This window comes from Streptomyces sp. NBC_00659, from assembly GCF_036226925.1.
Taxonomy (GTDB): domain Bacteria; phylum Actinomycetota; class Actinomycetes; order Streptomycetales; family Streptomycetaceae; genus Streptomyces.
In genome coordinates this window covers 267,233-292,337 of record NZ_CP109031.1, presented here as the reverse complement: position 1 = coordinate 292,337, position 25,105 = coordinate 267,233, and the positions used below count along the sequence as shown (strand labels likewise).

The following is a 25,105-nucleotide window of genomic DNA, read 5'->3' as shown; positions in this document are numbered from 1 at the left end:
GCGTGGGTGGCTGCGGCGGGCACCTGCCGTGCTGCCGCGGCCGCCTCGTCGTCAGGGCCGGGGGTGTCTGGAGGCCCGGCCCTGATCGGGACGTCCCGGGCACGCCGGCGTCGGGCTGCCGCTCCGTGTCAGACCGACGCCGGCGTACCCGGGACGGGTGTGGGGGCGGTTCGTGCCCGTGTGACGGCGTCGTGGAGGGCCTTCGGGGCGTCCGCGTGCAGCCGGATCACGTTGACGAGGCGGGGCGCGCCGAGGAACTTCGGCGCGTTGACCGGTTCGGTCAGTGAGAGGGTGATGGAGGTCTGTGAGCCGATGGGCAGGTTCAGCTCGTCGTCCTTCTTCTCGTGGGTGAACCGTGTCTCGCGCCGGATGGAGGCGATCTGGTCGAGTGGCACGTGGATGTCGACGTGGGCTGCCTGCCGGACGCGCAGGGCACCGTCGGCCAGGACGTGTGGCCGGGTGACGGAGGCCGCATGTACACCGAGGACGAACAGGACGGTGTAGACGTCCACGAACAAGAAGAAGGCGTGGACGACGGGCCAGTCCGTCAGCAGGTACGACAGGGCGACGGTCTCGACGACGCACGCGAACACGAGGCCGTACATCGTGATGGCCTGGTCACGGCCGTGTGAGAAGACCGCGTCGGCGCCGTTGACGCCGTGCCGGCGGCGGGTGGCCCACCGGACGAGGCTCGCCATGATCCGCAGCTCGTGTGCGACGAACCGCAGCACGAGCTCGGGCACGAGCTGCGCGAGCGCCTCCCGCCGGGACAGCCCGTGCCGTCGCAGCCGCAGCCAGACGTGCGCCTCGGTGCCGAGCAGCACCAGCAGGAGCAGCTTGCCGCCGAGCAGGACGGCGTCGGGTATCGGCACTCCGCCGATCAGGCAGACGGCCAGCACGAGCTGCGCGGGGAACGCGATGCTGCGCAGCTTCCGCAGGACCGGCCCCCGGACGGAGGCGGCGGGCTGGGGCAGGGCCGCCCGGATCTCCGGAGCCGTCATGATGGTCCTTCCTGTCGTTGCGTCACGAGTTCCAGCGCACGGCGGACAGCCGCCGACTGGGCGGGGGCCAGGTCCGCGAAGATGGCGTCCGCCGGACCGCCGGTGCCCTTGTCCGGGAAATGCACCGCCAGGTGGTCGGGCAGAAGGGCCGCCAGCGCTGCTGCGGCACGGGCCACCCGCGGGTCGTCCGGCTCCTCGTCGGCGAGCGAGTCCAGCAGGCCGTACACCTCTGCCGCGTGCTCTCTCATCCCGTGCAGCGCGGACATCAGCGAGCCCCGCTTCTCCTCAGGAACCACGGCGTCGAGGAAGGCCAGATGCTCTCGGTCCCGCACCGCCATCAGGGAGTCCGGAACCTCACCGAGACCTGCCAGCAGCCTGGTGAGCTCCGGCGACACCGGACCCTCGGCGGCGAGCCGCCCGGCCCGCGCCTCGGCCAGCAGCACGGCGAGCCGTGCCCGCCGCTCCCGGAGAACCCCCTCCTGCCGCCCGAGGTCCTGGTCCAATTCGTCCAGCACCTCCGCCAACTCCCGGCCCTCGTCATCCGCGAGGACGTCCCGCACCTCGTCAAGCCCGAGCCCGAGCTCGGTCAACCGCCGGATCCGGGCGAGCAGGACAGCCTCCCGCATGCCGTACTCGCGGTAGCCGTTACTGCGCCGTACGGGCTCGGGCAACAGCCCGAGATGGTGGTAATGCCGCACGGCCCGCGGGGTGACCCCGACGATGGCGGCGATCTGGCCGATTCGCATGAGCCCAGTAGAAACCATGACGTCGCGGCAAGGTCAAGGGCTGCCTCAGCGACGGGTGGCATGCCCGGCGCGACCGTGGTGGAGGGCGGCAGGGGGAGTCCGGCGGCCTCCTTGACCTTGCCGCGACGTCAGGGTTCCTACCGAGAGGCATCCGGCCCGAAGCACTCACCGAGTTCGCGGGACGATCTCCCCGAGGGGACACCGAGATGAGCACGACCACCGAGATGAGCACGACCACCGAGAAGAACATGACCCTGATACGCACCGCGTACCCACTTGTGGAGAGCGATGACCTCGACGCAGCAGCCCTCGCGCTTGGGATGCATGACAAGACAGGGAGCGGATCGGCCGGCCGGTTTCAGCTGGCAGGGGCTCTTGGCCGCCGTCGGGCAAGAGCCAAATTCAGGTCCGGGTCGGTCGGCCATGGTCGCCCGCGTGGTCGTCTCGGTCGAGCGGATCCAGATCCTCCTGGTCCCGACCGCAGCGCCGGCCGCCGGCCTGGTCGGCGGTGACATCTCGCCCCGCCGGCGCCGGCAGGCCGACGACGCCCTCGCCGCACCCGTCTTCGAGTTCCACGACCTGGACCGCCCCACCGCGCAGGCGGTCTCGGAACTGGCGACCATGGCCGGCGTCGACCTCGCCACCGCCCACGCCGCCCACCTCGCCCTCCGCAGCCCCGGCCGGCCGATGCTCACCGCCCACCCGGCCGAACCGCACAAGGTCCACCCCGGGATCGAGACCGTCGAACTCCCCTGAGGTCAGCCTCATCCGAACTCGACGGTCAGTCGGTCGCCTTGGCGGCCTGGACTATCAGGTTCTCGACCCGGCCGGGGTGGGAGAGCATGACCAGGTGGGACGCGTCGTCGACCACGACGGTGTGAGCGCCGGCCCGCCGGGCCATGAACTTCTCGGTCGCGGCCGGGATCGCCCGGTCGGCCCCGGCGACCAGGTACCAGGACGGGATCGTCTTCCAGGCCGGCACGCCGCTCGGTGCCTGGAGGGCAGCCAGGTCCACTGGGCGCTGCTGGGCGGCCAGCAGCTCGGCGTCGGATCCTCGCAGGTCGGCCGCCATGACGGTGCGGAACTTCGCCGGGTCGACGTATCCGTCCGCTCCGCCGCCGCCGGCGACCGCGTAGGGCCGGACGACGAGCGCCTCGCCGAGTTGGCTTCCGGGGTTGAGACCGGCCAGCGCCAGGCCGCTCTCGCCCTGATCGGGAGCGAAGGCCGCGATGTACACCAGGGCCTTGACGTTGGCGTGCCCCACCGCGGCGTTGGTGATCACCTCACCGCCGTACGAGTGGCCGACCAGGACCACCGGCCCGGGGATGGAGTCGAGGAGGCTGCTGACGTAGGCCGCGTCGGAGTCCAGGCCACGCAGCGGGTTGGCCGCGGCGATGACCGGATAGCCGTCGTGCCGGAGCCGGGCGACGACCCCGCTCCAGCCGGAGGAGTCGGCGAAGGCGCCGTGGACCAGGACGACGGTGGGCTTGGGGGTGTGCCGGGGCTGTGCGGCCACCGCCGATGGAGCCGGTGCCGAGGAGGCCGACGATGCCGGGGAGACGGCCGGCACGGTCAGGACGGCGACGGCCAGGGCGGCCGGGATGGCCACGTGCCGGTGGAACCAGCGGTTTCCGTGCGGCGGGACTGACGGGGTTCCGGGCATGGCGGAGTCCTTCTCTTGGTAGGGCTGCGGCAGTGCGCGGCGTACGGGATCGCACGTCGCACGTCGCAGGGGGACGGCGGTCAGGCGGTCGGCGGCGGGCCTGCGACGCTCACGCGGAAGGACTCCGCGGAGGCGAGGATGTTCCCGATGTCGAAGGCGGGGGCCACGTCGTCGAGGCGGGTGGCGGGAGTGCCGTTCGCGCTGAACCACTCCTCGACCCGCGACGGTGTGAAGGCCACGGCGAGACGTGCGGTCTCCGAGCGGACGAGGTAGCTGTGGGGCACCCCGCGCGGGCCGAACGCGATCTGGCCGGGTTCGAGTTCGTGCCGCTGGTCGCCGACGAAGAACGAGACCTCTCCGTCGAGGACGATCCAGACCTCGTCCTCGTCCGCGTGGATGTGGCGCGGGGGCGCGTGGCCGGCGGTGTCGAAGAACTCCATGACGCTGAGGGCTCCGCCGGTCCTGCTGCCGGGGACCAGGATCCGGGCCCGGCCGCCGAGGAACCAGAAGGGTTCGCTGTCGGCTCCGGCGAAGGTGTTGTCGGGAAAGGGCGCGATCACGACGTGCGCCCGAGGAAGGAGAGCAGGAGTGCGGTCATCTTCACGGGGCGCTCCTCGTAGATCCAGTGGCCGGAGTCGGGGACGACGACACCGGTGACCTTCTTCGCGTACCGGCGGACCTGGTTGGGTACGGCCTCGCCGAGGCTGCCCGAGGCGCCGATCGCCAGGACCGGCATGGTCAGCTTCGTCCGCCGGTTGACGGCGTTGTCCTCGACGTCCTGGGGGAAGGTCCGGAACCACTTGAAGCTCGCCGACAGGTGGGCCGGGTCCTTCAGGGCCTCGGCGAACACGGCTGTGTCGTCGTCGGTGACGGAGCCCTTGCGGACTTCCAGGCTGTCGACGAATCCGCCCACCCACTGCTCTTCGCGGCCGGCCACGACCTTTTCGGGAAGGCCGTTGGCGAGGGAGAAGAAGCCGAAGTTCCAGGCGGCCGGGCCGGCCGCGGTCAGGGACGGGAACTCGTAGAGGCTCGCGTCCGGGATCGGGGCCTCGCTGAGGACGAGCTTCTTCACGTCGCGGGGGTGCGCGGCGGCGTAGGCGTAGGCGACCATCGAGCCGATGTCGTGGCCGACCAGCCGGATGTCGTCGGCGTGCCCGATCCTGTGGAGCAGTGTGTGGACGGCTGCGGCCATCGACTTCTTGTCGTAGCCGTCGGCCGGGGCGTCGCTCTTGCCGGCGCCGGGCAGGCTGGGCGCGATGACGGTGTAGTGCTCGGAGAGCTCCGGCAGGAGGGCGCGCCACTCGTACCAGGTCTCCGGGTAGCCGTGGAGCAGGACGAGGGTCGGACCGTGGCCGCCGATCACGTAGTCGAGGCCGGCGGCCTTGTGCTCGGTGAACCCGGGCGGTACCAGGGGGGCGGCGGACGGGGTCGCGGTCGTCGCGGTCTTGGTGTGCGGGGTCGCGGCGGAGACGGTGGCGGCGGAGAGGGTGGCGGCGCTGAGGCCGAACGCCGCGGCGATCGCGAGCGGTGCCAGGACGCGTGGCCGGAAGAAGGCATGACGGTGCTTCACAGGTGCTCCAGTCAAGGGGAAGGCGTGGCTGTGGCGATGAGAGTGCTTGCGGCTGTGGCTGGGCCTGGGGTTACAGGGTGCTGACGAGACCGCCGTCGATGACGAAGTCGGACCCGGTGATGTTCGCGGCCCGGTCGCCGGCCAGGAACACGACGAGGTCGGCGACCTCGTCGGGGTGGGTGAACCGGCCGGTGGCGGCGTCGGCGGCGGCCCGCTCGGCCACGGCGTCGGCGGAGCCGCCCGTGGCGGCGGCGACGGTCGCGGCGACCCCGTCGCGCGCCAGCCACAGACCGGTGGTGACGGGGCCGGGGCTCACGGTGTTGACGCGGACGCCCCGCGGGCCCACCTGCTTGGACAGGGACTTGCAGAAGTTCGACAGTGCGGCTTTCGACGCGCTGTAGTCGATCACGAGCGGGTCGGGCAGGAACGCGTTGACGGAACTGACCGTCACGATGCTCCCCGCTCCGCGCTCCAGCAGGTGGGGGAGCGCGGCCCGGGTGGTGCGTACGGAGGCCAGGAGGTTGACGGACAGCGTCGCGGCCCAGTCGTCGTCGGTCACCGCGAGGAAGCCGTCGGTGCGGGGCCGGACGGCACCCACGTTGTTCACCAGAATGTCCAGGCCGCCGTAGGCGAATGTCGCGGCGGCGACCAGCTCGGCCGGTCCTTCGGGCGCGGTCAGGTCCACCGCGACCGTGAGGACGTCGCCTTCGGCGGCCAGCGCCCGCAGCTCGGGGGTGATCTCCCGCGAACCGGTCACGACCCGGGCACCCTCACGTACGAGTGCCCCGGCCACGGCGAGTCCGATGCCGCGGCTCGCGCCGGTGACGACCGCGGTCCTGCCGGTCAGGTGCAGATCCATGCCAGGGCCCTTCGACGATGCCGGTGCTGTCGGTGGAGTGCGGTTCGGAGAAAGCGCCGTTCAACGGAGGCTTTGTTCAACGGAGTTGCCGTTCAACGGAAGCGCCGTTCAGAGGGAGTGCCGCCGCAGCCAGTCCAGTGCGGTGTCGGCGACCTCGCGCCAGCCGCCGTCGATCGTCAGCGAGTGTCCGCGGTCGGGGAAGTCGGTGATGTCGGTGACGGCGTCGGAGTGCCGGTACTGCTTGAGGGTGGCCCGGACGACGGCCTCCGGCACCGTGTGGTCCTTGCCGCCGGTCATCAGCAGCAGCGGTCCGCGCGAGCCGTTGGCGGTGTCGACCTTGGCCGGCGAGTGCGGGTTGAAGTTGGCGGCGGCTGCCTCGAACAGGGGCTTGCCCGGGGCGGGGATCGCCCATCGCTCGAACAGCTCCGCCGACTCCTCCTCGGACACGGCGTTGCCGAACGCGAAGCGGAACTGGTCGGCCGTGAGGGAGACCGCGCGGTGCTTGTTGCCAGGGTTCTTGAACACCGGCAGCGTCGCGCGCAGCGCGGACAGCGGCAGCGGGAGCACTCCCTTGATCTGGGCGGCGTCGATCGCGACGGCGGCGGCCGCCAGGTTCTGCCCGAGGAGCTTCTGCGCGATCATGCCGCCGAACGAGTGCCCGATCACGATGGGCGGGGCCGGCAGCTCCCGGATGATCGCCGCGTAGTGGTTCACCACCTCGTCGATTCCGTGGTCGGCGATGCTCTCGGGGTTGGCGCGGGCCTCCTCGACGGTGCCGGGGTCGCCGGGCCAGCCCGGTGCGACCGGGGCGTAACCCTCTCGCTGGAACAGGTCGAGCCAGGGGGCCCACGAGGTGGCGTGCAGCCACAGGCCGTGGATGAAGATGACGGGGACGGGGGTCGGTGGCGTCATGACGACCTCTCGGTTCGGTCGGTGCGGTGGGTACAGGGATGTGATCGATACGGCGGTGCGGCCGGTACGGCCAGGTGTCCGGCGCCGGGCCAGCACACCACGGGGGCGAAGGCGTTCGTACCGGGGAAAGACCCCAGTGCGTCCGTGCCGGAATCGTGGGTGGACTCCGGAGCGGGGCCGGGGTGACGCGTCGGCTCGCGCGTCCGTTCCCACCCCCACCCCACCCCCGTCCCCCGGGAGCTCCGGTTACGGACGGGTGCCGAAGGGGCCCAGGAGCCCGGCGTCGATCCGCAGCGATTCGAGCATGGTGGCCGCGTTGTCGAGGGTGAAGACGTCGGCCGCGGCGAGGACGCCGGTGTACTTGGCGATCACCGGACCGGCCGCCTGCTGAGCGATGGCGTCCAGGTAGGTCTTGAAGATCGCCCAGGAGTTCCCGGACGGGCCGTACTTCTGGAAGAACGGCGTCGGGTCCAGGGACATCGCGGCCTTCACGCTGTCGGTGAGGTCGGCGATGTACCGCTTCTGCACGTCGCCGTCGGCGCGCACCCCGAGCCGGCCGAGGTGTCCGCCGACCAGGGTCGTCCAGGGGTAGCTCATCGCCGTGTCCTGCGCCTTCACCCAGGCGGGGATGTCCTGCGAGACGGCCAGGTTCTTGAACGGCACCCAGCCGGGATAGAGGACGTCCACCACCATCAGCGTCGCGTGGTCGGGCGCGTAGACGAAGATGTTGTCCGGGGAGTGGTTGGGGCCGTGGTAGGCGAGCTCCAGGCGTTCCCCGCCGACGCGCAGGTCGAAGTGGTCGTCGAAGGTCACGGTCGGGAGCGGCCGGTTGGGGTCGGCCTCCAGCCGGAGCAGCCGGCGGGTCTCGCTGTGCGCGATGCGCACGACGTGCTTGCCGAAGAGGTGGGCGGAGCCGATGTGGTCGGCGTGGGTGTGGGTGTAGACCAGGTGGGTGACCTTCGGCGGTCGGCCGTTGGCCCGGGTGACCTCGGCGATGGCGCGCAGCAGGTTGTTCCCGATGGTCGGCGGCGCGTCGACGAGCACCACCCCTTCGCGGGTGCTCAGGAACATCGCCTGGTAGTAGGCGTCGGTCACCCAGTACAGGTTGCCCTTGATACGGCCGACGAAGTAGCCCTGCTCGTTGAGCGAGGGACCGGTCGCGGCGGTGGGGACCGGGGCGAAGTCGGGGAGATCCGTCGAAGCGGTGGCGGTGGCGGTGGCGGCGTGTGCCGTGCCCGGCAGTGCCTCGCCTACGAGGACGGCCGCGGTGGGGACCGCCAGCGCGGCCGTCGCGGTCCTGAGGAACGCGCGGCGGTTCGCGGTCGTGGTGGGGCGGGATTCCGGTGTCATGGGTTCGAGGCCTTCCAGGGGGCCGGCGGGGTCGTCGGCGGCGGGTGCGGCGACCGCAGGACATCACCCGCGTTTCCTGGTTCGTATCGGGGAGAACCCCCAGTCCCGGCGCGCGCCCGGCCCCCGACCGGACTGGGGTGCCATCCGCCAGTGGCAGGCGACAGGCTCAGTTCTCGCTGGTCAGCAAGGAGTTGAGCTGTCGCCGGGAGGTGATGTCGAGTTTCCGGAAGATCTTGTTGAGGTGGTACTCGACGGTCGACCGCGTGATGAAGAGCCGGGTCGCGATCTCGGTGTTGGTGGTTCCGTGCGCGGCGAGGGTGGCGATGCGCCGTTCCTGCGGAGTGAGGTCGTGCTCGGTGAGGTCGTGCGGGGAGCGGCCGGCGCGCTTGCGGGGGTGCGCGCCGGTGGCGAGCAGCTCGGTCCGGGCCCGCTCGGCGAAGGCGGCCGCCCCCATGTCGGTGAACATCCGGTACGCATGGCCCAGTTGGGTCCGGGCGTCGGTGCGGCGTTTGCGCCTGCGGAGCCATTCACCGTAGAGGAGGTGGGTGCGGGCCAGTTCGGTGCGTACCTGGGTGCGGTCGAAGAGGGTCAGGGACTGGGTGAAGTGGGGTTCGGCCCGGTCGTGGTCGGCCGAGACCAGGGCCCGGCAGCGTTCCAGGAGTCCCAGGGCCCAGGGCGTGCCGGCCGGCAGGGCACGTTCTTCGAGGCGGGTGAGGGCCTGTCGGGCCGTGGGCCGGTCGCCGCAGCGGGTGGAGGCCTCGATGAGATCGGGCAGGGCGCGGGGGGCGCCTCCGGCGTTGTCGGCGTCGAAGGTGACGCGCGCGTGGGCGGCGGCCTGGACGTAGTGCCCCAGGCTGAGTTCGAGGACGGTCAGGCTGTTCCGGGCCCAGTCGGCCAGACCGCCGTGCGCGTGCCGACTGGCGAAGTTGCGTACGAGGAGGTCCGCGGCCGTGCGGGCCGCCGATTCCTGGCCGCTCCAGGCCAGGAGCTCCACACGGTAGGCCAGGCCGGGGGAGGGCTGGCCGATGACGGCGGCGAGGTCCTGTGCCTCGTCCAGGCACGCGGTGGCGGTGGCGAACCGGCCGGCCCGGAGCTCCCAGGTGGACCGGACCAGCAGGGTGGAGCGCAGTGCTCCCAGCGCGCCGATGGCGCGCTCGTGTGCCTCCACGAGCAGGGCGGCCTCCGCGCCGCCGGTCTCGTCCCAGACCTCCTCGGCGGCGTAGAGGGCCAGGGTCGCCGCGCGTAGGCCGTGCCCGACCACGTCGGTGTCCCGTTCCAGGGCGGCGAGTGCGGCCTGGAGGAGAGGCAGGGCGGCCTGGTAGCCGCCCCGCATCCGCAGGGCGAAGCCTTCGAGGAGGAGGTCGGCGCTGCTGGGGAGGGCGGACGGCTCAGGTGTCGGGGGCACGACCGCCGTGGTGACGGCCGGCGGGGCGGCAACTGGCGGGGCGGCGGCTCGCGGGGTGGCGAACGGTGAGGCCACGGTCAGCGTGGTCAGGGCCGAGGACTCGGCCGACGGGGCGAAGACCGCTGGCGCCAGGGTCTCCGGCGCTGGAGCCGCCGGTACCAGGGCACGCAGGGTCACGGTAGGCGCGAACAGGGCGGGCGGTGCCAGAGTCGGCGGGGTCGCGGCCGGCAGGTTCGTGGCCACGGCCGGTGGGGTCGGGACCACGACCGGCGCCGGCAGCGCCGGCGGGCCCGGGGCCAGCGGGCTGAGGGCGGGTGAGGTCAGGATCGTCACGCCGAGTTCCTGGCGGGTCGTCGCGTCGTGTTCACCGCACAGCACGGCCAGGAGTCCTTCCAGCAGGATGGACCGGGCCAGAGCGCGGTCCGTGTCCGCGACCACGCCGGCCGCGGCCAGCAGCGGCGAGCCCAGGCCCGCGAGCCGCCCGAAGTAGATGTCGGTGGTGGCCTGGGTGAGCAGGGCACGGGCCCGCAGGACGGTGTCGCCGCCGGCCAGGAGCGGCTGGGCCTGCGCGAGGAGGGACTGGGCGGTAGCGGGATCGCCCAGCACGAGATGGGCTCGAGCGGCCTCGACGAGCCGCACCGCCCGGTTGGCCTGGGAGAGCTGTGCCGCTCGGGCCAGGAGGGCGGCCCGTTCGGCATAGCCGCCGCGCCCGCGGGCCAGTTCCGCCGCCGCGACCAGTTCGTCGGCCACCTCGTCGTCGAGCCCGACGGTCGCCTCGGCGCGGTGCCAGGCCCGCCGCTCGGGGTTGCGCAGCGCATCGCTGACAGCGGCGAGCGCGGCGTGGACGCGCCTGCGCTCACCGGCCGGGGCGCTGCGGTAGACGGCTGAGCGGATCAACGGGTGCCGGAACTCCAGCAGCCGCCCGCCGGTGAGCACGCCCGCGGATACCGCCGCGTCCGCGGCCTGCGCGAAGACGCCCAGTTCCGCCGCCGCCCGCCACAGCAGCAGCGCGTCCTCGGGCGGCGCGGCCGACAGCAGTACCAGGAAGGTCCGGGTATCCGGAGGCAGGCCCCGCACCAGACGTCCGAAGTGGTTCTCCAGCCGGGCTCCCACCGGCAGCGGTTCGAGCAGCGGGGCCGTCCCGGCCAGGTGCGCGGGGCTCAGCGCCTGGGCGCTCTCCATCAGTGCCAGGGGGTTGCCGCCGGCGTCGGCCACGATGCGCGCGGCCACCGCCGCGTCCACCCGCCCCTCCACGCTGTGTCCGAGCAGCTCGTGCGCCTGGGCGCCGGCCAGTCCGCCGACCGTCAGAGTCTCCAGCCCCTCGAACGCGCCTGGTCCGCCCGGTTCCTCGCGGCCCGCGACCACCAGGCCCAGAGCCTCCGCGCCCAGCCGCCGGGCCACGAATGCCAGCGCGTCTCGGGACTCGCGGTCCAGCCACTGCACGTCGTCGACCAGGCACAGCAGCGGCCGTGCCGAGGCGGCGTCGGCCAGCAGCGTCAGGGCCGCCATACCCACCAGGTAGCGATCGGCCCGGGGCGCGGCCAGCATCCCGAACGCGGAGGCCAGTGCCTCGTGCTGGGGGGCCGGCAGCGACTCCAGACCGTCCAGGAAGGGCCGCAGCAGACGGTGCAGGCCAGCGAATCCGAGCCGCGCCTCGGACTCCGTCCCGGCGGTGCGTACGACCCGCAGGTCGTTCGAGGTCTCAGCGAGGTGGTCCAGCAGCGTGGTCTTGCCGATACCGGCCTCGCCGATGACGACGAGCGCCGCGCTCATACCGTCACGCACACCCGCGACCAGGTCGGACAGGGCACGCAGTTCCTCGTGTCGACCGGTGAGCGGAACCCGGCGGGTGCGGGCTCCGGCCCGGGAGCGTCCAGTCATTCCCTCAGGAGACCACCCCGGGGGCCCCGGGACCCTGGGGGTCGACCCTAGTGTGGCCGCCGACGTGCCGCTGCCTCCGCCGCTGCGATGCCGTCAGGGCTGCGGGGTCCGGAGCGCCTGTGCGAGGTGGCGGCGTGAGGTGATGCCGAGCTTGGCGTAGATGTTCGACAAGTGGTACTCGACGGTCTTCTGGGTGACGTAGAGCTCCGTCGCGGCCTCCTGGTTCGTCTTTCCGCCGGCGATGAGGTGGGCGACCGACAACTCCCGCTCGGTCAGCGCGAGTACGTGCTGCCGGGCGTGGGCGGGAGCGGTGAGTCCCATGGCGGCGAGGTCCGTCTCGCAGCGCTGCAGGAACGGTTCTGCCCGCAGGGCGTCGAATCGGTCGTGGGCCGACTTGAACCACCGTGCGGCCTCCCGCCGGGAGCCGGTCCTGGTCGCCACCAGGAGCCTGCCGTAACCGTGTTCCAGCATCGCGCGGAACAGCGGGGCGTCCTCGCCGGCGTCACCGACCCCGTCGGTCTCGACGGGGCTTCCGGCGGCGTCGGGTCCATCGGTGCCGTCCTCTTTTTCGCCCAGAGCTTGGGCGTAGATCGCCAGCGCCTCACGCGGCCGCCCCTGGGCTTCGGCTAGTTGGCCGCCGAGCCGGGCTCCCACGACCCGCAGATATCCACCGCCGTCGTAACCGCGCCAGAAGTCGTCGAGGGCCCAGGCGGCGGCCGCCAGCCGTCCCGTCCCGGTGAGCGCTTCGACCAGCAGGGACTGCTGCCACAACCACAGGGGCTTGAACCGCAGGCGTACCCGATCGCCCTCGTCCCCGTCCCTGTCCTCGGCTCCGGTCACCGGCTCGACCAGCGGAGCCAACGACCTCACCATGGCGGCGTGGTCACCCCGGGCCTGCGCCAGCACCGCCCCCGCCAGTCCGGCGTACACACGCTCCGCCGGTGGATCTCCCAGCATCCGGTTGATCCGCTCCAGGGCCTCGACGGACTCCTGGGCCGCCTCCCAGTGCCCCCGCCCCGCCTGTACGCACACGGCCGCGAACCACGTGGCCGCGTCGCCGAGGACGTGGTCGTGGGCCGCGGCGATCGCGAGCGCCCGGTCCGCCGCGCTCTCACTGGCATTCCAGTCACCCGCGAGGTACTCCACCACCGCCAGCAGCGACGACGACAGATGGCTGAGCTTGGACCCCGCGCCCAGCCGGTCGCGGTGCGCCACGGTGACCAGATCGGCCCGCGCCGCGGCCAGCCGGCCCAGGAACAGGTGCATGACACCACGGGTGGCCAGCGTCGCGAGCTGGTCGTTCGACGCCTCGGCGGCCTCGACGGGAAGGTGCGCCACGTCCAGCAGCGCCGCACCGGGCCCCTGGTCCCACATCCGGCCCGTGGCCAGCACCGCGCGGATGAAATCGGACGTGCCCGCGTCGAGGTCACCGATCGCCAGCGTCTTGCCCGCGATGTCGGCCGTCCGCGCGCCCCGGCACTGCCGGATCGTGATGACGGTCAGAAACGTACCGGCCAGGAGCGCCACCCAGCTCGCGTCCGGATCGGCGAGCGCCTCCTGCCAGGCCTCGGTCAACCGAGCCTCGGCCACGGCCAGCCGGCCCTCCAGGAGGTCCATGACCCCCAGCACACAACTGCGCAGCGTTCCCTCCGCGCACTCCTCCACCTGCGCCCTCAACCGCACGGCGGCCCACGGCTGCAAGGTCAGCAGCCACTGCGCACAGGCCGTGAGCAGGCGCCGCTCCCGTTCCAGGCGGTCCTCGGACAACGACGATGCCCACAGCAACCGGGTGGCGGCCAGGGCGTTGCGGCCGGCGAGGGCCTCGGCGTTCGCCGAACGCTCCAGGTCGGCCGCCAGAACAGGGTCATCGGACGTGGCCGCGGCCACACGATGAGCCCAGGCCGCCCCCGAACCCACCACCTCGGCCGCGGCGGTGTGCAGCGCGCGCCGTCGCTCGGGACCGATCCCCGCGTAGACCGCGTCCCGCTGCAACCCGTGCACCAAGGCCACCGGCCCCACGGAATCCGTCGGCCACCACCGCACCAGACCCGCCGCCAGCGCCGGTTCGAGCGCCCGCACGGCGTCGTCCACCCCGGCCACCCGCGCCACACCCACCAGGGGGAACCGGCCGTCCAGCACCGCCAGCGCCTCCACCAGGGCCACCGAATCGGCGGGAAGGCGCCCCAGTGCGGCCCCGATCCCCGCCCGCAGCGACTGGTGGACCGGCCACCGCCGTGCCGACTCGTCGCCCAGAACCTGAAGCGGTACCTCCGCCAGGACCGTGCGCACGTAGAGGGGATGGCCCTTCGTGTAGCCGTGCAGCCGTGTCACCAGCTCCGGTGTCACACGCACCGCCAACAGCCGCCGGGCCAACTGGTCGACCTCGTCCTGTCCGAGTCCGCCGACCTCGACCCGCGCCGCCCGGTCGACGGACCGCACCAGCCGTTCCAGCGCCTGCCCGCTCTGCTCGCTGTTTGTACGGGTCGCCATCAGTACCAGCACCCGGTCGGCCCAGAGCCGGCGCACCACGAATCCCAGCACCTGCGAGGACAGCGGATCCGCCCAGTGCGCGTCGTCGACGACGACCGCGACCCCGCCCCCGGACTCCTGCAGCGCGCCCAGCAGCAGCAACAACTGCCCGCCCAGGGCGTGCGGCGACACCCCCGCCGCGTCCGGCCGCGCCAGCAGCGGGAACCGGGCCGCCAGATCCCTGTCCACCCGCCTCACCAACTGGCTCAGCACACCACCGGGCAGATCGGTCTCCGAGGGATCGCCCACCGCCCACAGCACCGTGAAGTCCTCCAGCGAGGAGACCACCCGGCGTATCAGAGCGCTCTTGCCGATCCCCGCCTCACCCTCGACGACCGCCAGCCACGCCTCACCGCCGCGCACCTTGTCCACACACGCCGCGAGCCGCTCGGACTCGGACCGCCGCCCGACGAAGACCTCACGTTCATCGGTCGCGCTCGCGTCGGACGCGCTGCCGGCCACGCTCATGTCTTGGTCTCCTAGCGAGGTCGGATCGGTGCGTGCGCCGCAGGTGCGAGCGAGATCATCTTATCGTCGACGCCCTTGTCGGGACGGGGAGTTGAGGAGTGATCCCACCGGTCGGACGCGTGCTCGTCCGGAGCTACTGACCTTTCCGTTGGGTTGTCGTGGTTGGTGTTGGGGCTATCGAAAGACCGGTTCCGGCGAGTGGGCAGGCAGCAGGAACACCGTCAGCCACTCGCGCTCGGTGATCAACTGCCGCATCCTGCGGGAGACGTGGGTGTTCAGCCGGTCCCACCCCAGCACGATCGGGGCCTTGACCAGCTGGTGGGCACCGTCGATCAGGGCGATGAAGTCGCGTTCGCCCAGGCTGCGTCGCTTGCCCTTGCCGACGGGGTGGGTGCGCAGACGATGGCAGAGTCGGGTGCGGGAACCGGGCCGCATGGCGATCAGTCCGGCGACTGACAGGCGTCCCGAGCGCCGCCCGCTGACCGTCACGACCGGCGTGCGGCCGCGTCGGCCCCACGTGCGTCCTTTGGGCGGCCGCCGGGTGAAGCCTGCCTCGTCCTCGAAGCAAATGCAGCCTCCGCAGGCCGCCCTGGCTCTTTTACCTCGGCCCAGGTCGCCTCCTTCCACACCTTCACGGCCTGCTCATCGCGTTCGGCCACCCGCCGTGCGGGCACCTGCGGGCTGAAGCCGAGCCGGTGCATCAACCTGGTGGCCCGGAGGCGCTGTAGGAGACGTGGAACTTCCTGCCGATCAGCGTGGCCACCCGCGCTGCGGTCCATACCTGGTCCTCCACCCAGCCGTGCGCGGCAGGGTTTCGGCACCCTCCAGGTCCCCGGCCCGCATACCGTTGGCCAAGGCTCAGGAGGAGGCTGGTGTCCCGGCCGGTCGATGGGGAGGCCGCGGACTCGCCGTCCTTGGCCTGGCCGCCGGGGACGTCATCACCGAGGGGCAGCTGCGGAACCTGTTCGGGGAGAAAGGGCCGGCACCCGCACGCGGATCTGCTCGAGGCCGTCCGGCTGGCCCCGGCTTCGCAGTCGCGGTCCGACACCCGGAACGTCGGGTCGGCCTACACCCGCAGCGTGTCGTCCGCGTACGACTGGGTCGTCCTCTGTATTGGCGCCAACTATGCCGGTACCGGCTGCTGCATCCCGCGGGGTGGTGGTTCCTGGTCGAGCGTCAACGTCAGGATCTGTTCCCACCGCTGGGGGGCTTGTCTCTGATCCGCGGATGACCGGATGACAGGTCGGCGGGCCCCGGAGTGCCGAGACCCGCCGATGCGTGCTGTTTGGCGCGGCCCGCCAGAGGCGGGTGTTTCTCCTTGACCGCCTTCGCTACCGGCCGCCGCCAGGTCGTGGACAAGGGGTGGGTGTTTGACAAATTTTACAGCGTCTCGGGGGCGACGAGGCTGATGCACCGGCTCGGTTTCAGCCGCAGGTTCCCGCGTGGCGGGTTGCCGAACGCTCCGCAACCTATGCGGGTGACGCGGGGCGGGGCGCCGACACCAACGCCCCGTCCCACCCCGAGCCGGTTGGCTCATGCTGCGTGCAGAAATCGGACTGTGAGAGATCACAGCCGCCGGTGTACCTTCTCCGGGCTGCTGTCAGCTCAGATCGTCGGCGTGTCGTCGATGGCCTCCTGGTGCGGTTCGACGATGAACTTCCAGCCGACGCTGGGCTCCATGAACCGCACTCGGGTGGGGTAGATGTCCAAGGCGCGGCGGTCGCGGTTCTGGCCGCCCGTGTTCTTTCGCCCGCGGGCCGGCTCTTCGAACAGGTCGACCTTGACGTCCGGCACCGCCACGACTTCCTCGTTCCAGCGCTGAACGATTCCCGCGCCGAACGCTTCTCTTGCTGCGGTGTAGAGCGACTCCAGAGATTCCTTGTTCCCGTTGGGCACGAAGAGAGCGAGGTTCAGGAGGACGCCGGCACTCTGGAGAACCTCGATTTCTTCCCCAGCCTCGTCGGCAACCCAGATCCCACGCTCTTCAACATTGTTCGGAAGAACGTGAATTTCCTTACCGAAAATTGTCCTTGCGATGAAGGATCCTCCATCGAAATACTTCCCCGGCTTCGTGAGGAAGGCCGGAGCGTAGCAGTCGAGAGAAAGATCGTCCAGCTCTGCCGAGACGAAGATCTCCTCCTGGAGGCCCAATTCTGAAACTTCCTCGACTGTAAGACGTCGAGCCGTAACCTTTTCGGTGTTCACGCTATTTCTCCTTCTTCGCATGGCCATGGACAGTCCGAAGATCCGCTGCTCGCAGCTTGACCACGGTTCCACCGGTAGGCCTGGGTTGGGACCGAGGCGAGTGGTTCCGATGGCTGAGCGCGTTGCTTGAGATCGCCGCCCCGGACAAGATCCCAGACACGGGACCCAGGCGGCAAATCTTCATGGGGAAAGGCGAAGGTGACAGCATCGCGTCCGGACACCGTGGGCTTCCCGACCCGCCCCTCCGTTCAGGACACCCGCCTGCGTAGACCTGTTGAACTGTATCGGTTTGTCGGTATTGATTTTTCGACGTGGATGTGTCAGCACGTGGAGTTTTGATAACGGCCAGTTGGTTTGCGTGAGCAGTCCCAGCGCCGATATCAGATGATTGCCCTGCCTGGAGTGAAGGAGTAAGAGACAGGCGGGATGGGCGATACGGCTGCGGCCGGGGAAAAGGGCGCGCTCAGCCGGTTGCGCGGCGGCTGAGCCCGTTGCGCCTCGCCGCCGTCAGCCTGGCGGCCCGGGGTTGGGGCGGTGTCTTGTTCGAAGAGTAGTTCGTGAGGTCGTAGTCGTGCTGGTCAGGGGTGGGGGTAGAGCCGTTGGTGTTCGCGGGCGAGGTGGTAGGCGAAGTAGGCGTCGAGGTCTTGGTTGTCCTTCACCGCGCGGAGTTCGAGGACGGCTTCGGCGCCGTCGAGTCCCCACCTTGCTCCGGTGATCTCCAGGCGGTCGCCGATGAGATGCCTGCATGCGCCCTCTACCGAGGCGTTGGGAGGGCTCGATGACACGCCGGGTAATCCGCGGCACGATGCCGCGCTCGCGCAGCCAGCGGTGTAGATGGGCGTAGTCGTAGCCCTTGTCGCCGTGCAGTTTGGCCGGACGACGCCGACGCGGCCCACGACGCGAGCGGATCGGTGGGATACCTCGAATCAAGGGTTCCAAAGCCTGGCTGTCGTGCAGGTTGGCGCCCGAGATCGCGCGTGAGATCGGGCAGGCCGGTGCGGTCGCAGATCAGATGGATTTTAGATCCCTTTTTTTACCGCGGTCGGTCGGATTCGATCCCGCCAGATGCCCCCTTTGAGGGCGCGAATGCTCACCGAGTCGATCGCGCACCTGGACCAGTCGGTTGCCCACGTGAGCCGAGCTCGTCCAGGACGGCCCGGTGGAGCCGGGCCCACATACGCTCTTACGGGCCGAGGGCAGGCGATGGGCCCAGGTGCCGAGGACGCGGACGAACGGTAGAACGTAAGGGTGAGGCACGAGAGCAGCCCTGGTGAGGATGCACGGCTGCACCATGTGGCAAGGCCGGCGATTGACTACCAGGCGCTGTTCTCCGTCACTCCCAGCCCCTGCATGGTGCTGGGCCCGGATCTGGTGCTCGCGGACATCAACGAGGCGGCCTGCCGGGTGACCGGCCGTACTCGGGAGGATCTGCTCGGGAGGTATCTCTTCGATGCCTTCCCTGACAATCCGGCGGACCCGGATGCCGACGGCGTACGGAATCTGCAGGCCTCCCTGCACCAGGTCCTGCGCTCGAAAGAGCCGGACACGATGGCGCCGATGAAGTACGACATCCCCGTGGCCGACCGGCCCGGCGTGTTCGAGGAGCGGTGGTGGTCCGCGATCAACACCCCGGTGCTCGGGCCGGACGGGCAGGTGCAGTGGATCCTCCACCGGGGAGAGGACGTGACCTCGTTCATCCGCTCCCACCCCCGCCTGCGAGAAGGCGAGGCGCTCAGCGACGTGGAGGCCAGGGAGGTCGAACTGTACGCACGGGCGCTTGAGCTCAAGCGACTGAACGAGGAACTGCGCCAAGCCCACGCCCGGGAACGCCAAGTCGCCGTCACCCTGCAGGAGGCCATGCTCCACTCGCCACATCTGGCCCGGCACCGAGACACCGCGGTGCGCTACCGGCCCGCCGCCGGGTCACTGAACGTGTGCGGCGACTGGTACGACGTGGTCGACCTGCCCAAGGACAGATTCGCCGTCGCGGTCGGCGACGTCGTCGGCCACGGCCTGGAGGCCGCCGCCGTCATGGGGATGCTCCGCAGTGCGTTGTCCGCCGTCGTCCGGGCCGTCGAACGGCCCGCGCGGGCCCTGGACGTCCTGGGCCTGTACGCACGCGACGTGGAGGGTGCGCTGGCCGCCACTGTCGTCCAAGCCGTCGTCGACACCCGCGCTCGCCGCATCATGTACAGCAGCGCCGGCCACCCGCCCCCCGTCCTGCTCCACCCGGACGGCACCTTCGACCTTCTCGACCGGGCCACCGACCCTCCGCTGGGAGCCCGCCCCGAACACGTTCCCCACCCCCATGCCGACCTGCGCTACACCCACGGCGACACCTTCGTGCTCTACACCGACGGCCTCATCGAACGCCGCGGCGAGGACATCGACGCCAGCCTGCAACGCCTCACCGACGCGCTCGCCCGCCATGCAGGCCAGGAGCCCGAAGGCCTTGCCGACGCCCTGCTCGCGGACCTCGGCGTCAGCAGCGGCGCCCGCGACGATGTCGCCTTGATCGTCATCCGCCTATGACCCGCGCGCCACCGGCGGACGCGCCACAGGTTGCGCATCCCGCCAACTGAAACGCTCCGACCACGCCTGCGGTTTTACCCACCGAACTGGGCGTGGCGCCCACGGATTCGCCATCTATCGCGAACACACCTCGTCGAGTGCGATGAACAGAGCCGTCGTGGCCGGCCAGGACGCACCTCCTCGCTCACCCTCTATCGTGAACGGTCGCATTCTTCTGGTCGCCGCGCGGATGTGAGCGCTCGGGAACCGGATCCTCCGTGAAGCCACCGGGTCCGCCCAGGAACCCAGGCCAGGGCGATGCCGTGGTGATCGAATCGTTGCCGCTCCGCATACAACCGCGTACAGCCCTCCCCTGTCCCACAGTTGGCCGCTGAGGATGACCCTCTGGCCGGTGCGCCCACACGCCCGGTCCAGGCTGCAGGGGAAAGGACGGGCTCGAAGATGGGGAAGACGAAGATGGGCAGGACGATGTGGAGCGCGGTGGTGGCCGGTGGAGCGGCGGTCGTGTTCACAGGGGTGGCGGCGGTGCCGGCCGGGGCGGCGGAGGGCGGGGTCTCCTTCACCCAGGTCACGGTGAACGGCGGGAAGCCGATCGTCATCGGGGTCACGGAGGAGGTCGAAGTGCCGGCGTCCTTCCGGATGACGACCAGGCTCAGATACGACTACGGGCCGACGGTGTTCCCCTACCGGGGAAAGCCCGACACGGGGGACACGCTGCACAGCTCCGTCATCACCAGCGACTGCAAGGTCGTGGACAAGGCGAACGGAGTCTGCGACTTCAAGGAGTGGCTGTACATCGACCCGCGGAACCTTGACTTCGGAAACGAGGACGCCGGTACCTGGAAAACTGCCGCTCGGGTCTTTCTCGCCGGTGACGCCCACGACACCGACGACAAGGACCTCGCGTTGCAGGTCAAGCGGGCTACACGCGTCACTGTCAACGCCTCGCCGGAGCCGGTCGCGGCAGGGAAGACGATCACCGTGACCGGGAAGGTCACCCGGGCGAACTGGGACACCCACACGTACCAGGGGTACGCGGGCCGCACGGTGAGCCTGCAGTTCAAGGCGGCGGGCGCCTCCTCGTACACCACGGTCAAGAAGGCGATGTCGAGCAGCACGGGCGCGCTCAAGACCACGGTGAGGGCCACCAAGCCGGGCACGTGGCGATGGACGTACTACGGAAACTCCACCTCCGGCGCGAAGTCGTCGACCGGCGATTACGTCGCCGTGCGGTAGGCGACGCGCACGGACCGCTTCCCCTCACAGAAGCGTCATTGCGATGTACGCCGTGCAGAACCCTGAGCGCGCTACTTGGCCGGCCTGGCCAAGTAGCGCGCTCCTTGTCTTGCTTGCGGGGTGACTCCGTCCTTCAGTCACACGAAGCAGCCATTCCGCACGCTGCCCCCTGCCGAAGATGCCGGCGACTCGAACAAGGATCCGAGGCGTGACCACACCCCCACCGTGAAGGCGTGAAGGCGTGAAGGCCGCAAGTCGCGTGGCCACACGAGCGGTGGGCGGGGGAGCAGGCAAGACCTCGCTGACCGTGAGAATTGCCGTTCGTATCCACGAGGAGGGGCACTGGCCGGTGGCTCGACCGACCCGGTCAACCCGAGACCGAGCAGTCCAGGATCCGCCCGTCCACCGTCCCTACGACCAGCCGCTGTTGCTCCGCCCGGTACGCGGCGGACACGGGCGTGACCGGGTGGCCGTGCGCGTGCAGGGTGTGCCGGGCTCGCACCTCGCCCGTCGCCGTGTCCAGGGTCTCCACCTCACCAGTGAGATACACGACGTACACCCTCCGCTCGTCGCCGTCGAGATCGGCGAGCGGCTTGTCGGTGCCGTACACCCAGCGCACCTTTCCGTCCGGCATCCGGCGACTCGCGACGCATGTGCCCTCGCGGGCTTCCGCGTAGGTGGCGCCCTGTTCGTACGACCGGCCCGCGTGGACGAGGGTGTGTGTCAGCTCGACGGCGGGGCCGTACCAGGGCTGGAGTGCGGACGCCGGGTCCCAGCGCAGGGGGAAGAGGGCGCGCAGAGTGGCGGGGCCATGGGTACCTGGAGGATCGATCGCGTGGATCCATGGCGCGTCGTCGTCCGGTCCGGGGCCGTCCACGTACAGCAGACGGGCGCTGTGTCTGACGCGCAGCGCCGGGGAGTTGGAGCGGTTGGGGGCGAGGCCGAGGCGTGCCGCCTCCTGATGCGTGGGGGCGAGCAGCAGCGTGGGGTGTGCCTCGCGCCCTTGCGGGCGCAGGGCGAGCCAACCGTCGTCCGCGGCGCACAGTGCGGGGACCGACGGCACGTCCACGCAGTCCAACGCACCGCCGTCCGCCGTCGATATCCGCCGAACAGCGGTCGCGCGGTCGACCGGGCGGCCCGTCACCTCGTCGCGGCGGTAGCCCCGGTACGTCACCCACGCCGACTCGCCGTCAGGGGCCGCCTCGACCCGGACGCTCCCCTCCCCGTCCGCGGGAAGAGCCCACCTCAGCGCGCCCGACGGATCCCAGCATTCGAGGTCCGTGTGCCGGCCGGTGGCGAGCACCCGGCCGTCGGCCAGCACCGCCAGGTCCCGCACCTCCGCCCGCCGCCGCCACCGGCCCTCCGTCAGCCGCGCGAGGGTGTCCTCCACACGCGGGTCGTAGAGGAGCCCGCTCTCGACCATCGGATGGCGTGTGTCGTCGGGGTCGACCAGACCGGCCGGAGCAGACAGCCAGTCGTCCACCGCGACGGCCAGCTCGAATCCCTCGCCGAAGCCGCCGTCCTTGTCCTCGGGGGAGAGCAGCATCGCGAGCCTGCCGTCCTCCAGCCAGCGCAGGTGGCGTACTTGGCGGCTCTTGCTCAGCAGGTCCGTCACGCGCCCGGTCTCCAGGTGCAGCAGGAGCAGCTGTCCCTGAAAATCCCACGAGCCGTCGTAGCGGCCGGTGCCGACGGCGACGAGCGGCAGCTCGGGGTGAGGCTCGATGGCACATACCGAGTAGCGGGAGGCGACGACGTGGCGCGGACGGAGGGTGCCGGCCTCGTACACGCCGATCCGGTGGCCGAGCCAGTGGCCCGTACCGCGCCACATGACGTGCCCGAGGTCACCGGCCGCGATGACGCAGCCGTGACGCGCGTCGGTCACCGCCCACACGGGCCGGCCGATCTCGGCGAACGGCTGGTCCCCGAGTATCCGGCGGACGGTCAGCTCATCCGGCACGACAATCTCTCCCCCCAGGTGGCGCACAGTCTGCCAGGCCCGGCCCTTTCCTACGGTCTTCCGAGGGAATCGACTCAGCCGTGTACGTGATCGGGAACGGACCCACGAGGCACGCGTACCGAGGCGAGCCGCGTCGCAGCCTCACCTTGCCGTGGTCAGCCGACCACGGCCGCGTGCGGCTGCCCACGGGGATGGCGATGGCTGTCGCTTGCTAGCCCGCGGCATCCTGGCGGGTCACACTCATCCACCGGGCGACCGGCGAGGTGGTACGCACCTGGACGGGAGGCAAGACGCTCAGCGCGCTCCGGATCTCCTGGGACGGCACGTCCGACTCGGGAACCCCGGTGCCGACCGGCGCGTACACCTGGCGGCTGACCTCGACCCCGGCGGACGGGGCAGGCGCGGAAGCCACGGCCTCGGGCGTCGTACGGGTCACCGACTGACGCCAACTGCCGTGTGAAAGCCGGCCCCTTCTCCGGTCCGACCCGGGGGAAGGGGATCCGGGGCTGCCTCGTTCGGGGCCAGTGCATTCGAGGTGCGCAGGACCTCGCGCAGTCGCCGGCCGCCAGACTTCGGCCGGCCGCCAGGCTCTCTACGCCGGTATCAGCACGGTAAGCCATTCCGCTTCACGTGGCCGGTACCCGTAACGATCCATCAGCCCCGAAACCGTCGCCGGGACGTGGCCGGCGCCATAGACGACTGCCACGCGGATCGGTTCGCCGCCGCGCTCCGCGTGGATCTCGCCGAGCGCGTCGAGCAACCGCTGGTCTCGCCGATCGGTCAACGCGTGGACCAGAGGGTCGTCGGCCAGCATCTCCGCCCGCAGCGTCGACGGCAGGTCCTCGACAACAAGGTCCTCATCGAGGAAGGCGCGCGGTCCGCGCAGCGCGAACACCAGGCCCATCACGGGAGCCGCGACCAGGAGGAGCAGGTATGTCCACCGCGACATCTCCTTCAGGTCCGCGATCGCCTCAGCGGCGGTCACATCCGGGTTGATGACGGGTACGTCCCCGGGAATCAGCAGTTCGTCGCGCTGCAACTGCAAGCCGTTGCGCCGCCGCATCGGGGTGAACCGGTACGCGAGCGTGAGGGCACTCACTGCGGCCGATCTCCCTCTGACTCCCTCCATGACGATGAGGTCGCATTCCCGGAGCCTGATGCGGACCTGGGAGTAGAACGTCGACGAAGCCACATGCAGCATCGGGAAGATCACGAACTCGAGTGGCGTGCCTGTCCGCCTCATGGTGATCACGGCAGATCGGACGGCATAGCCGGTCACTTCGATGATCTGCATGATTCCCCCGCGAACCTCGGCCGGTCTGCCTCGCACCCGTACACGAGCTTGCCCGGGGCCGCGGTTCCTTCCCGGCACCAGCTGTGCCACTGGACGGGCGGGACCGGCGGCGCGCCAGGGGATCAGGCAGCCGGTCTCCCTGTTCCGCCCGGCTCGCGCCGCGCGGGTCGTCGGCACTCGGATGCCGGGCGGGATCGAACTGGGGGCGCCTCGTGCCGGAGCTCAGCCCGGGGTACGCCCGCTTGCCGCGCCGCCGCACGCCCCGTTCAACGGTGGCCTGCGTCCGGCATGCGTGGCGATGGCCGGGCCTGCCACTGCGGCACCCACCGCCACGACCAAAGCCCGGCCTTGGGAACACCACTCACTCCCGACTCGTACCACTACGAAGCCGCCGCCCTCTGGAATGCACACGCAAGGGCCCTCCGGCGCCGCTTCTCGATCCACCTCCGCCGGGAAGTCGCCAGGCACGCCGGTCTTCACCGAACGCGCTTCCGCGACCACGTCCGCGTCTCACCGCCCCAGGCTTCGGCCCCGTCCGCAACCACCCCACAGATGGCGAAGGCGCGCGGATGGGTGGCGACCTGGTCCGAAGTCCCCTCGTTCGGCGGCGTGGATGACCAGCGAACCCCAGCCGCAGCCGACGTCCAGCAGACTGGAGCCCGGATGCAGGCCGAGCTTGCGGCAGATGAGGTCGAGCTTGTCGCGCTGGGCGTCGGCGGGACGGTACTCGGGGGCCTCGGAGGTCCACAGGCCACAGGAATAGGCCATGGTCTCGTCGAGGACGGTTCGGTAGAACTCGTTGCCCAGGTCGTAGTGGTGGGCGATCGCAGCCCGGTCGCGTCCAGGGGTGTGGGTGCGTCCGGTGAGTCCGGCCTCCTCGGCCGGTGGCTTCGGGGGGAGGCCGAGGGCGCCCAGCTGCACGCCGAGCGGCAGCAGCGACGGCAGCGCGCCGAGCGTGCGGACCCCATTCCGCCGGACCGTCCGGACGTAGTCGAGGCACGTGTGCAGGGCCTGTCGGAAGTCGCCCTCGACATCGATCCCACCGGTGACATACGCGCGGGACAGCCCCATCTCACCGGGGCTGCGCAGCAGATGCCGGACGGCCCTGGGACTGCGCAGCAGTAGCGCGGGACCGTCCTGCGGGCCCGCGCTGCTGCCGTCCCATACGCGCAGACCCACCGGCAGGTCGGTGCCGAACAGGGTGCGGGACATCGCGGCGACACGGCCCGCTATACCTTTCGTCGTGGTCTCCCGTAGTAACGGGGCGGATCCTGCTTCCGTCACAGCTCTCCTCGGATGTTGGGCCGAACACCGGCCGACAAAGGGGGTGTTGGGGATAGGGAGCTGTCCGTAACGGGATCGCGAGTTGTGCCGTAATGCCCTCGGGGCTGGAGGACGTTGGACTGCTCTGGACGCCCCACCCGCCCGGACGAACCGGGCGCCCGGAGCCGACCGGTGTCCGAAGAGCCACCTCGAACGACCGGCTCACATGGTCCC

18 protein-coding genes and 4 pseudogenes are annotated in these 25,105 nt (G+C 70.9%); 5 read left to right on the top strand and 17 right to left on the bottom strand.

The features are described 5' to 3' along the window. Positions 1-128: 128 nt before the first annotated feature. Positions 129-1,001, bottom strand: coding sequence for a hypothetical protein (locus tag OG410_RS01150; RefSeq protein ID WP_329297315.1), 873 nt, complete (start codon positions 999-1,001; stop codon positions 129-131). Beyond that, positions 998-1,747 (bottom strand): MerR family transcriptional regulator, encoded by a 750-nt coding sequence (locus tag OG410_RS01145; RefSeq protein WP_329297314.1) that lies wholly within the window; start codon positions 1,745-1,747, stop codon positions 998-1,000. Before OG410_RS01145 ends, OG410_RS01150 begins: the two co-directional genes overlap by 4 nt. A gap of 423 nt (positions 1,748-2,170) precedes the next feature. On the opposite strand from OG410_RS01145, the gene OG410_RS01140 reads away from it, so the two are divergent. After that, on the top strand, positions 2,171-2,503 hold the full coding sequence (locus tag OG410_RS01140; RefSeq protein WP_329297313.1) for a hypothetical protein: 333 nt from the start codon (positions 2,171-2,173) through the stop codon (positions 2,501-2,503). A gap of 25 nt (positions 2,504-2,528) precedes the next feature. On the opposite strand, the gene OG410_RS01135 is transcribed toward OG410_RS01140, so the two are convergent. From OG410_RS01135 to OG410_RS01075, 12 genes and pseudogenes are all read right to left on the bottom strand, one after another. Then, the gene (locus OG410_RS01135) at positions 2,529-3,410 is read right to left on the bottom strand and encodes an alpha/beta fold hydrolase (RefSeq protein ID WP_329297312.1); all 882 of its coding nucleotides are present in this window, start codon (positions 3,408-3,410) and stop codon (positions 2,529-2,531) included. A gap of 80 nt (positions 3,411-3,490) precedes the next feature. Then, on the bottom strand, positions 3,491-3,970 hold the full coding sequence (locus OG410_RS01130; RefSeq protein ID WP_329297311.1) for a cupin domain-containing protein: 480 nt from the start codon (positions 3,968-3,970) through the stop codon (positions 3,491-3,493). Then, the gene (locus tag OG410_RS01125; RefSeq protein WP_329297309.1) at positions 3,967-4,980 is read right to left on the bottom strand and encodes an alpha/beta fold hydrolase; all 1,014 of its coding nucleotides are present in this window, start codon (positions 4,978-4,980) and stop codon (positions 3,967-3,969) included. The genes OG410_RS01130 and OG410_RS01125 overlap by 4 nt, the downstream gene beginning before the upstream one ends. Positions 4,981-5,050: 70 nt before the next feature. After that, positions 5,051-5,839, bottom strand: a complete 789-nt coding sequence (locus tag OG410_RS01120; RefSeq protein WP_329297308.1) for an SDR family NAD(P)-dependent oxidoreductase — start codon at positions 5,837-5,839, stop codon at positions 5,051-5,053. A gap of 108 nt (positions 5,840-5,947) precedes the next feature. Continuing rightward, positions 5,948-6,751 (bottom strand): alpha/beta hydrolase, encoded by an 804-nt coding sequence (locus tag OG410_RS01115; protein ID WP_329297307.1) that lies wholly within the window; start codon positions 6,749-6,751, stop codon positions 5,948-5,950. Positions 6,752-6,997: 246 nt separating this feature from the next. Then, on the bottom strand, positions 6,998-8,101 hold the full coding sequence (locus OG410_RS01110) for an MBL fold metallo-hydrolase (RefSeq protein ID WP_329297306.1): 1,104 nt from the start codon (positions 8,099-8,101) through the stop codon (positions 6,998-7,000). Positions 8,102-8,267: 166 nt separating this feature from the next. Next, positions 8,268-11,387 carry a helix-turn-helix transcriptional regulator gene (locus OG410_RS01105; RefSeq protein ID WP_329297305.1) on the bottom strand — a complete coding sequence of 1,040 codons (3,120 nt, stop codon included), beginning with the start codon at positions 11,385-11,387 and terminating at the stop codon, positions 8,268-8,270. Positions 11,388-11,480: 93 nt separating this feature from the next. Continuing rightward, entirely contained in the window at positions 11,481-14,384 is a 2,904-nt protein-coding gene (locus tag OG410_RS01100; protein ID WP_329297303.1) for a helix-turn-helix transcriptional regulator, read from the bottom strand. Between the two features lie 189 nt (positions 14,385-14,573). Beyond that, positions 14,574-15,195, bottom strand: a pseudogene (locus OG410_RS42475) (winged helix-turn-helix domain-containing protein); the annotation flags it as partial. A 794-nt stretch (positions 15,196-15,989) separates the two neighbouring features. Beyond that, positions 15,990-16,589, bottom strand: coding sequence for a hypothetical protein (locus OG410_RS01085; RefSeq protein WP_329297302.1), 600 nt, complete (start codon positions 16,587-16,589; stop codon positions 15,990-15,992). 463 nt (positions 16,590-17,052) lie between these two features. Beyond that, positions 17,053-17,347 (bottom strand): annotated as a pseudogene (locus tag OG410_RS01080) (hypothetical protein); the annotation flags it as partial. After that, positions 17,337-17,769 (bottom strand): annotated as a pseudogene (locus tag OG410_RS01075) (transposase); the annotation flags it as partial. The pseudogenes OG410_RS01080 and OG410_RS01075, both read right to left, overlap by 11 nt. 170 nt (positions 17,770-17,939) lie before the next feature. Between OG410_RS01075 and OG410_RS01070 the strand changes: the two are divergent. Then, positions 17,940-19,121: a PP2C family protein-serine/threonine phosphatase gene (locus tag OG410_RS01070; protein WP_443063869.1), complete on the top strand. Its 1,182-nt coding sequence runs from the start codon at positions 17,940-17,942 to the stop codon at positions 19,119-19,121. Between the two features lie 441 nt (positions 19,122-19,562). Further along, positions 19,563-20,357, top strand: a complete 795-nt coding sequence (locus tag OG410_RS01065; RefSeq protein WP_443063697.1) for a hypothetical protein — start codon at positions 19,563-19,565, stop codon at positions 20,355-20,357. A gap of 367 nt (positions 20,358-20,724) precedes the next feature. On the opposite strand, the gene OG410_RS01060 is transcribed toward OG410_RS01065, so the two are convergent. Continuing rightward, positions 20,725-22,314 carry a hypothetical protein gene (locus OG410_RS01060; RefSeq protein ID WP_329297301.1) on the bottom strand — a complete coding sequence of 530 codons (1,590 nt, stop codon included), beginning with the start codon at positions 22,312-22,314 and terminating at the stop codon, positions 20,725-20,727. Positions 22,315-22,556: 242 nt separating this feature from the next. Between OG410_RS01060 and OG410_RS01055 the strand changes: the two genes are divergently transcribed. Then, complete coding sequence (locus OG410_RS01055) at positions 22,557-22,757, top strand: FlgD immunoglobulin-like domain containing protein (RefSeq protein WP_443063868.1); 201 nt, start codon at positions 22,557-22,559, stop codon at positions 22,755-22,757. A 149-nt stretch (positions 22,758-22,906) separates the two neighbouring features. On the opposite strand, the gene OG410_RS01050 is transcribed toward OG410_RS01055, so the two are convergent. Beyond that, entirely contained in the window at positions 22,907-23,608 is a 702-nt protein-coding gene (locus tag OG410_RS01050; RefSeq protein WP_329297299.1) for a hypothetical protein, read from the bottom strand. On the opposite strand from OG410_RS01050, the pseudogene OG410_RS01045 reads away from it, so the two are divergent. Continuing rightward, a pseudogene (locus OG410_RS01045) lies at positions 23,507-24,109 on the top strand (replication initiator); the annotation flags it as partial. The gene OG410_RS01050 and the pseudogene OG410_RS01045 sit on opposite strands and share 102 nt — an antisense overlap. Before the next feature lie 9 nt (positions 24,110-24,118). Here OG410_RS01045 and OG410_RS01040 read toward each other — a convergent pair. After that, the gene (locus OG410_RS01040; protein WP_443063696.1) at positions 24,119-24,820 is read right to left on the bottom strand and encodes a class I SAM-dependent methyltransferase; all 702 of its coding nucleotides are present in this window, start codon (positions 24,818-24,820) and stop codon (positions 24,119-24,121) included. Positions 24,821-25,105 lie beyond the last annotated feature (285 nt).

What these genes read in the sequence shown, in the direction of transcription:
- OG410_RS01150 (WP_329297315.1), bottom strand. Translation starts at nt 1,001, where the DNA reads ATGACGGCTCCGGAGATCCGGGCGGCCCTGCCCCAGCCCGCCGCCTCC.
- OG410_RS01145 (WP_329297314.1), bottom strand. Translation starts at nt 1,747, where the DNA reads ATGCGAATCGGCCAGATCGCCGCCATCGTCGGGGTCACCCCGCGGGCC.
- OG410_RS01140 (WP_329297313.1), top strand. Translation starts at nt 2,171, where the DNA reads ATGGTCGCCCGCGTGGTCGTCTCGGTCGAGCGGATCCAGATCCTCCTG.
- OG410_RS01135 (WP_329297312.1), bottom strand. Translation starts at nt 3,410, where the DNA reads ATGCCCGGAACCCCGTCAGTCCCGCCGCACGGAAACCGCTGGTTCCAC.
- OG410_RS01120 (WP_329297308.1), bottom strand. Translation starts at nt 5,839, where the DNA reads ATGGATCTGCACCTGACCGGCAGGACCGCGGTCGTCACCGGCGCGAGC.
- OG410_RS01115 (WP_329297307.1), bottom strand. Translation starts at nt 6,751, where the DNA reads ATGACGCCACCGACCCCCGTCCCCGTCATCTTCATCCACGGCCTGTGG.
- OG410_RS01110 (WP_329297306.1), bottom strand. Translation starts at nt 8,101, where the DNA reads ATGACACCGGAATCCCGCCCCACCACGACCGCGAACCGCCGCGCGTTC.
- OG410_RS01105 (WP_329297305.1), bottom strand. Translation starts at nt 11,387, where the DNA reads ATGACTGGACGCTCCCGGGCCGGAGCCCGCACCCGCCGGGTTCCGCTC.
- OG410_RS01100 (WP_329297303.1), bottom strand. Translation starts at nt 14,384, where the DNA reads ATGAGCGTGGCCGGCAGCGCGTCCGACGCGAGCGCGACCGATGAACGT.
- OG410_RS01070 (WP_443063869.1), top strand. Translation starts at nt 17,940, where the DNA reads ATGGTGCTGGGCCCGGATCTGGTGCTCGCGGACATCAACGAGGCGGCC.
- OG410_RS01065 (WP_443063697.1), top strand. Translation starts at nt 19,563, where the DNA reads ATGGGGAAGACGAAGATGGGCAGGACGATGTGGAGCGCGGTGGTGGCC.
- OG410_RS01050 (WP_329297299.1), bottom strand. Translation starts at nt 23,608, where the DNA reads ATGCAGATCATCGAAGTGACCGGCTATGCCGTCCGATCTGCCGTGATC.
- OG410_RS01040 (WP_443063696.1), bottom strand. Translation starts at nt 24,820, where the DNA reads ATGTCCCGCACCCTGTTCGGCACCGACCTGCCGGTGGGTCTGCGCGTA.